The following is a 3,674-nucleotide window of genomic DNA, read 5'->3' on the forward strand; positions in this document are numbered from 1 at the left end:
ATGAGGGCTACGGCCCTCTAAGGGGAGAGATACAAGTGACTGAAAGCGAGTTGAAGATGCTGAAGTCGGACATAACAGCAGAAGTCATCAAGGAACTGACAGGTAAGGATCTGAGAACGGCACAAGATACGTCCCGGCCATTAGCTCAAGTATATGCCAGATATAAAGATTCACTCTATAAGAAGTTTGGTATTGTCACCTATGCGCAAGCTTGGGACAGCATTCGGAAGCTGGCGACATTCAGGGCAGGGCATAGATATGTTCGTGATTTGCTGCCAAGCGAGGAAGCAGAGGCTGCGGAATTTGCGGAAAGCATCATACTGCAGTTGGGTGTTGAAGAACAATCTTGAGGGCTAAGGCCCTCTATGGGAGGTAAAGGGAATATGGGCGAGGTTAAGTTCTGGCGGTACTATATACCGCCCGTGGATAGCATCGAAGGTTGGGGAGTATTCGTTCTTGATTCAACAGGAGTGTTTGCAGCGGTGACAGACTACGGGAATGTTGCTTACAAGTGGACGCATCATGCAGAGGAAGACTTTCGCCACTTCTTTGCCAAGGGAGTCAGCGGAGGATACCTATTACAGAAGCTCTTCTATGAACATAAACGATATGATGGCGATGCCACTTTACGAGATGTAAAAGAATACATCATAGATTGTCGGAGAGATGGTTCATACAGCAGGGAAAAGGCGCGTGAAGAATGGGACTTGCTTTCATATTATGACGATCTCGATAATGATGCCTCATTTGTTCGTTGGTATGACCATACATCCTTATCGGATGCTGGTGAGTTTTATAACACGAGTTATCCTGCATCGGCAAAAGCATTCGTAAATAAACTCATTCCTCGCTTATCTGAAGCGATACGTGAAGAGTTGGCGATGGAGAGTGAACAGAATGAATAAGCTAACGGATGAACAGTTGAAAGAGTTACAGGAGTCGTATCGTGGTGAGTGTAAATGGGCAGCAGACCCTGAACATGTTCGCACTCTGCTGCAAGAAGTAGAACGGATGAAAGAAGAGATTGAATGGATGAAAATGTCTCTGCTTGAAGCGAAGAACCTCATGAATTTATCTTACTTTATCCAGGCTCAAATAATCGTTGAACAAGCCATACAACGCATACAGGAGGGGACGGCCAATGGAATCAGTAAAGGCTAGTTATAAAAACGTATCGACACACGATTTGCTAGACGCATATAGAGATGCAACAAGGTATCTGAAACCAAAAGAACGATACGACATCACGATAAGCATTAAGAAATCGAAGCCAAAGAAGGAGGGGAAGCAGTCATGATTAAGAGATTTACAAAGAGATTCAGACAATCTGATGACAGAGGACTCTTCCACAATTCACGTGAAGATGTGGCGTCATTAGCAAGGTTTTGCAATGAACTTGCTGACAAGGTAAATGAACTGACAGATAAGGTGAATGAACTGGATAAATCGAGGGATGGAGGTACAGAGTCATGAAAGATAGAAACAAATGTCCAAAATGCGAAACGTGGTGGGAACAATGTCCGTGTTGTGGAACTGATTTTTGCCCAGATTGCAGAGGGCTCGAAAGTGATGCGGATTATTTCGAGGAGGAAACAGAAGAATGACAAGAGAGCAGATATTGAACATGCATAATGCTGAATTAGATAAGATGGCAGCTCAAGCAATGGGGTGGAAGCGATCGGAAAAATGGGGAGGTTCGTATTGGGCTGATAAAGATGGATGCAATCGATGGGAAGTCCAGTGGTGGGAACCTTCACTTTACATTGAACCGGCTATGGTTTTAGAAGAGCAAATCAAGCAAATTGGTGGATTGATGATCGGATACTACATGACAGAGTTACAACTAATCTGTGGTAACAACGGATTTGACATGGTGCATGCTACTCCTGAACAACGTACCAAAGCCGCTATATTAGCCATGATGGAGTCAGGAGGTACAAGGGAATGAAATGGAGCAACAAGTTTGAAGACGGTGAAACAGTAATCATCAAACATACAGGTGAGCAAGCAACAGTTAATGAATGGTCGTATACACCTTTACTCAAGAGATACACATACTCACTAAAAGAACGTCCGGGAACATTCTTCTACGAATCCGAACTTGAGAAGGTAGGAGGTACAGGGGATGAGTAAACAATGGCAAAAAGTCAAAGCAGTAAATGATTTTGTTGGATTGGTGTTGGAACGCTCACCTAAAGCATTTATCAATAGCCGTGACGAGCTTATTGTCGAGCCAAAGAACAATGTATATTTCAAATTGACAGACATAAAAACCGAAATGGATTTAAAAGCGAAGGTGATTGCATGGCTGTCCAGACCATCATGCAAAGGCGTTAGTCCATACTTTCAAAAGAGGATCAGAGGAATTTTAAACGATTTCCTAGGGACAAACTTTTCTGTAGATCAGATGATGGTGATTTATACCTACCTAGGTAATGGCTGTAACGGATCATTGTGTGTACAGTTCATCGAGTCCGGTTACGACATGTCGATTTTGGCAGGGAGGGCATAGGGGATGAGACCAACTAAGTATCGTATTTGGGATAAAGAACGGAAGATTTGGAAAGAAGACTATCACTATCATTTGGCGCCGAACGGACAATTGTACTATGACGGGATGAACATTACGGAGCATAAAGAAATCGTGTTCTGGACGGGGATAAATGACCGCAACGGCAAGGAGATATATGAGGGGGATATACTGGTTGATGAATATGGTTTCATTCATGTTGTACAGTATTTCCAACCCGACTGTAGATATATAACAGTGGTTATCGAGGCGTTTAAAAGTGGTAATTGGGACGATTCCCATGAACATGAGGATCTTGTATGGGTGGAATGTAAAGTCATAGGCAACATATACGAGAATCCAGAGCTGCTGAAAGGAGATAGTAAGGATGCCTAGACCAAAGTGCTTGAACTGTTCAGGCACCAACCTTGTATATCGATGGCAGCCATCTGTTGATATCACCCAGAAAATACTTATGAACGGAAAAGCCAAGAAATTAACGAAGAAGCAAAGGTTAACGGGATATATGAGTATAGACCACCCTGCATGGATTGAGTGTATGAATTGTAAGAGTGAATTTGATTTCGTAACAGATGACAAAGACAGGTTTCACCTGATCAAGGAAAGAGGGTAGTAAGGATGCCTGAAACAAGAGATTGGCAAGAAGACTGGAAGATGTGCGAGCAGGCTGCACCGGGGCCGTGGGAATTCAAGAAAGAGTTTCATTGGGAAGAAGGCAAGATAACAAGTCCATACGGAACCTTAATGGATTTTGGGAGTTATCCAGATGATTACGATCAGAACTGCGGACAAAAGCCCTCAGAAGCAGATACGCGGTTCGTGACTGAGGCTCGGGAAGCACTTCCTTACTATATGCAAGAATTAAGAGATTCAACACTTGCATACGCAGGGCTTATGTGTGAGTACCAATCTCTAAAAGCAATGTTCCTACGGATGAGGGAAGAGTGTGGAGCCGAGAAGAAACGAGCGGCTGCAGCAGAAGAACGGGAACTGAAAATAAAAGACGTACTGGAAGAAATCATATATGCATCTACCTATTCAACGGATGTTACTTTCGAGGAAATCGGCAAAGCGAAAGAGATATGCAAATCTATCTACGGAGAACTGAGCTATGAAAAAGGTAACCGCTAAGACACATTGGGTA

10 protein-coding genes are annotated in these 3,674 nt (G+C 43.3%); all 10 read left to right on the top strand.

The genetic code is table 11. From position 1 onward, the window contains the following. Positions 1–350 (top strand): hypothetical protein (locus tag M3661_RS29575; protein WP_251491112.1); only part of this gene is annotated, 350 nt, incomplete at its 5' end. A 33-nt stretch (positions 351–383) separates the two neighbouring features. Next, the gene (locus tag M3661_RS29580) at positions 384–905 is read left to right on the top strand and encodes a phiTE_072 family protein (protein ID WP_251491155.1); all 522 of its coding nucleotides are present in this window, start codon (positions 384–386) and stop codon (positions 903–905) included. Then, a complete protein-coding gene (locus tag M3661_RS29585) occupies positions 898–1,161 on the top strand; it encodes a hypothetical protein (protein ID WP_251491158.1) in 264 nt (87 codons plus the stop codon). Before M3661_RS29580 ends, M3661_RS29585 begins: the two co-directional genes overlap by 8 nt. Next, positions 1,142–1,297, top strand: coding sequence for a hypothetical protein (locus M3661_RS29590; protein WP_251491161.1), 156 nt, complete (start codon positions 1,142–1,144; stop codon positions 1,295–1,297). Before M3661_RS29585 ends, M3661_RS29590 begins: the two co-directional genes overlap by 20 nt. After that, positions 1,294–1,473 carry a hypothetical protein gene (locus M3661_RS29595; RefSeq protein WP_251491164.1) on the top strand — a complete coding sequence of 60 codons (180 nt, stop codon included), beginning with the start codon at positions 1,294–1,296 and terminating at the stop codon, positions 1,471–1,473. The genes M3661_RS29590 and M3661_RS29595 overlap by 4 nt, the downstream gene beginning before the upstream one ends. A gap of 127 nt (positions 1,474–1,600) precedes the next feature. Next, positions 1,601–1,948 (top strand): hypothetical protein, encoded by a 348-nt coding sequence (locus tag M3661_RS29600; RefSeq protein WP_251491166.1) that lies wholly within the window; start codon positions 1,601–1,603, stop codon positions 1,946–1,948. Next, on the top strand, positions 1,945–2,133 hold the full coding sequence (locus M3661_RS29605) for a hypothetical protein (RefSeq protein ID WP_251491169.1): 189 nt from the start codon (positions 1,945–1,947) through the stop codon (positions 2,131–2,133). The genes M3661_RS29600 and M3661_RS29605 overlap by 4 nt, the downstream gene beginning before the upstream one ends. After that, positions 2,126–2,512, top strand: a complete 387-nt coding sequence (locus M3661_RS29610; RefSeq protein ID WP_251491172.1) for a hypothetical protein — start codon at positions 2,126–2,128, stop codon at positions 2,510–2,512. The genes M3661_RS29605 and M3661_RS29610 overlap by 8 nt, the downstream gene beginning before the upstream one ends. Before the next feature lie 3 nt (positions 2,513–2,515). Continuing rightward, complete coding sequence (locus M3661_RS29615; RefSeq protein WP_251491174.1) at positions 2,516–2,905, top strand: YopX family protein; 390 nt, start codon at positions 2,516–2,518, stop codon at positions 2,903–2,905. 243 nt (positions 2,906–3,148) lie between these two features. Then, positions 3,149–3,661 carry a hypothetical protein gene (locus M3661_RS29620; RefSeq protein WP_251491177.1) on the top strand — a complete coding sequence of 171 codons (513 nt, stop codon included), beginning with the start codon at positions 3,149–3,151 and terminating at the stop codon, positions 3,659–3,661. Positions 3,662–3,674: the final 13 nt, after the last annotated feature.

The organism is Paenibacillus sp. MER 180, assembly GCF_023713665.1.
In the GTDB taxonomy this organism is placed as follows: Bacteria; Bacillota; Bacilli; order Paenibacillales; family Paenibacillaceae; genus Paenibacillus_B; species Paenibacillus_B suaedae.

Coding starts and splice junctions, on each gene's coding strand:
- M3661_RS29580 (WP_251491155.1), top strand. CDS start 384: ATGGGCGAGGTTAAGTTCTGGCGGTACTATATACCGCCCGTGGATAGC.
- M3661_RS29585 (WP_251491158.1), top strand. CDS start 898: ATGAATAAGCTAACGGATGAACAGTTGAAAGAGTTACAGGAGTCGTAT.
- M3661_RS29590 (WP_251491161.1), top strand. CDS start 1,142: ATGGAATCAGTAAAGGCTAGTTATAAAAACGTATCGACACACGATTTG.
- M3661_RS29595 (WP_251491164.1), top strand. CDS start 1,294: ATGATTAAGAGATTTACAAAGAGATTCAGACAATCTGATGACAGAGGA.
- M3661_RS29600 (WP_251491166.1), top strand. CDS start 1,601: ATGACAAGAGAGCAGATATTGAACATGCATAATGCTGAATTAGATAAG.
- M3661_RS29605 (WP_251491169.1), top strand. CDS start 1,945: ATGAAATGGAGCAACAAGTTTGAAGACGGTGAAACAGTAATCATCAAA.
- M3661_RS29610 (WP_251491172.1), top strand. CDS start 2,126: ATGAGTAAACAATGGCAAAAAGTCAAAGCAGTAAATGATTTTGTTGGA.
- M3661_RS29615 (WP_251491174.1), top strand. CDS start 2,516: ATGAGACCAACTAAGTATCGTATTTGGGATAAAGAACGGAAGATTTGG.
- M3661_RS29620 (WP_251491177.1), top strand. CDS start 3,149: ATGCCTGAAACAAGAGATTGGCAAGAAGACTGGAAGATGTGCGAGCAG.